This window comes from Megasphaera sp. AM44-1BH (assembly GCF_003467125.1).
GTDB lineage: Bacteria > Bacillota > Negativicutes > Veillonellales > Megasphaeraceae > Megasphaera.
In genome coordinates, this window is the sequence record NZ_QSFA01000026.1 from 24,580 (window position 1) to 26,210 (window position 1,631).

The window sequence follows — 1,631 nt, forward strand, 5'->3', positions numbered from 1 at the left end:
GGGTCTAGTCCAACTTTTGTGGTTGGGCTAGACCTTTTTTTGTGGTCACGCTGTTTACAGTTTTGTGGTCACGCTGTTTACAGTTTTGTGGTTTTGCTGGATACATTTTGTGGTTGACCTAGACCATGTTTGTGGTCAAAAGGTATACGTGTCTTCTTTATTCAGGCAGTATAAAATACGATTTCTGGTTCTTTTGAAGTTACGGAATCCATTGGCATTGTTTAATAAACGCTGTACTTGACGGTTTTTTGATTCGATATGGCTATTGTTGATACGGCGGCCATTTACAACGGTAAACGAATTTACGATTTCTTGTTTCCAGTTGGAAAGTACAATACAGAATTCATCATATTCTCGGATTTGTGAGTCTGCAAATTTAAGGATTAATGCATCTAACTTACGGCCCGCATTTTCAAATGAAGCAGTTTCATTGAAGGCAATATATTCTTCTTTGAGTTCATAGGCTTTCTTTAATTCGGGGAAATGCTTGAATAGTACTGTTTGGATGCCTCGAAGATTAATGTATCGTTTCAATCGTTTGTTGTATCTAGCGACGTTATCCAGCTGTACATTATGGTTCAGTACCACTTTAAATTTCATTAATAAATATGCCAGAACAGGATCTGGTGTTTCCCTGCGACATTTCAGTCGGACTGCATTGAAATCTTTGGTGAGATGTTGTAGGACATGGAAACTATCGGCACAGATGATGGCTTTGGGACAGTACGATTGGAAGACGGAGCGAAATGATTCAGACATGTCGATGGAAACATATTGAATACGATCCAACTCACTTGTGTGAGTTTCATAGGAATACGTCTCATGTTTAATATGGCTGAGATAATAAAGAAGATAAGATTTCTTGCGGTCGGGAAGTACATCGATAATGACCCCCGTAACAAAATCCATCAAGAGACAGCAGTAAAGAGACTCATAATCGGAGTCTGGCAGATAATGCTCATCGAGAGATAAAACTTTGGGCAATGGTTTGCGTGCAATATGGACATGCCTGTCGAAAATACGGAGAACCATAGCTTTAGATACGTAGTTTCTCTTGGCTGCGAGGGTGTAGGTGATTTCCGGATGTTTAAGATCCTGTAATATGTTAATCTTAGTTTCATGAGTAATGCTTTCATGGGAATGCGTGAAGGGATTCGGTTCGTTGAATGTAATCTGGCAGGTGTTGCAACGATACCTGCGTTGGAGATACAGGATAGTGCATGCCCTGTTGATGAATGTGGAATGAGTGAGTTTGCGTGGGTAATATCCATGAATATGCGTCTGTCCGTTGCAATACGGGCAGATGCAGTGAGCGTCAACAAGACGGATTTTAATGACCATAGAACCGTCGGATTGATTGAGGGTAAGTAAATCCTGGATTTGTTCGGGTTTGATGTTCAAAATATTTGTGATAAACTGATGTAAAGACATATTGTCTTGCCTCCTTCTTAGAAATGAATGGGTGATGCTTTCATTTTAAGAAGGAGTTTTTTTATTGCAAGGGGCAGACCACAAAGTGTAAACAGCCCCACCACAAAGTGTGACTAGGATGACCACATAAAATGGACTAGAAAAAGAGACCACAAAAATTGGACTAGGGGTGACCACACCACAAAATCTGGACTAATACC

Annotated in this window: 1 protein-coding gene; it reads right to left on the bottom strand. The window is 40.2% G+C overall.

What is annotated here, in order from left to right; genetic code table 11:
- Positions 1-135: 135 nt before the first annotated feature.
- Positions 136-1,431, bottom strand: a complete 1,296-nt coding sequence (locus DW949_RS12285; protein WP_118023496.1) for an ISL3 family transposase — start codon at positions 1,429-1,431, stop codon at positions 136-138.
- Between the last annotated feature and the right edge of the window lie 200 nt (positions 1,432-1,631).

Excerpts from the sequence above, each read along its gene's own strand:
- DW949_RS12285 (WP_118023496.1), bottom strand. The coding sequence starts at position 1,431 with ATGTCTTTACATCAGTTTATCACAAATATTTTGAACATCAAACCCGAA.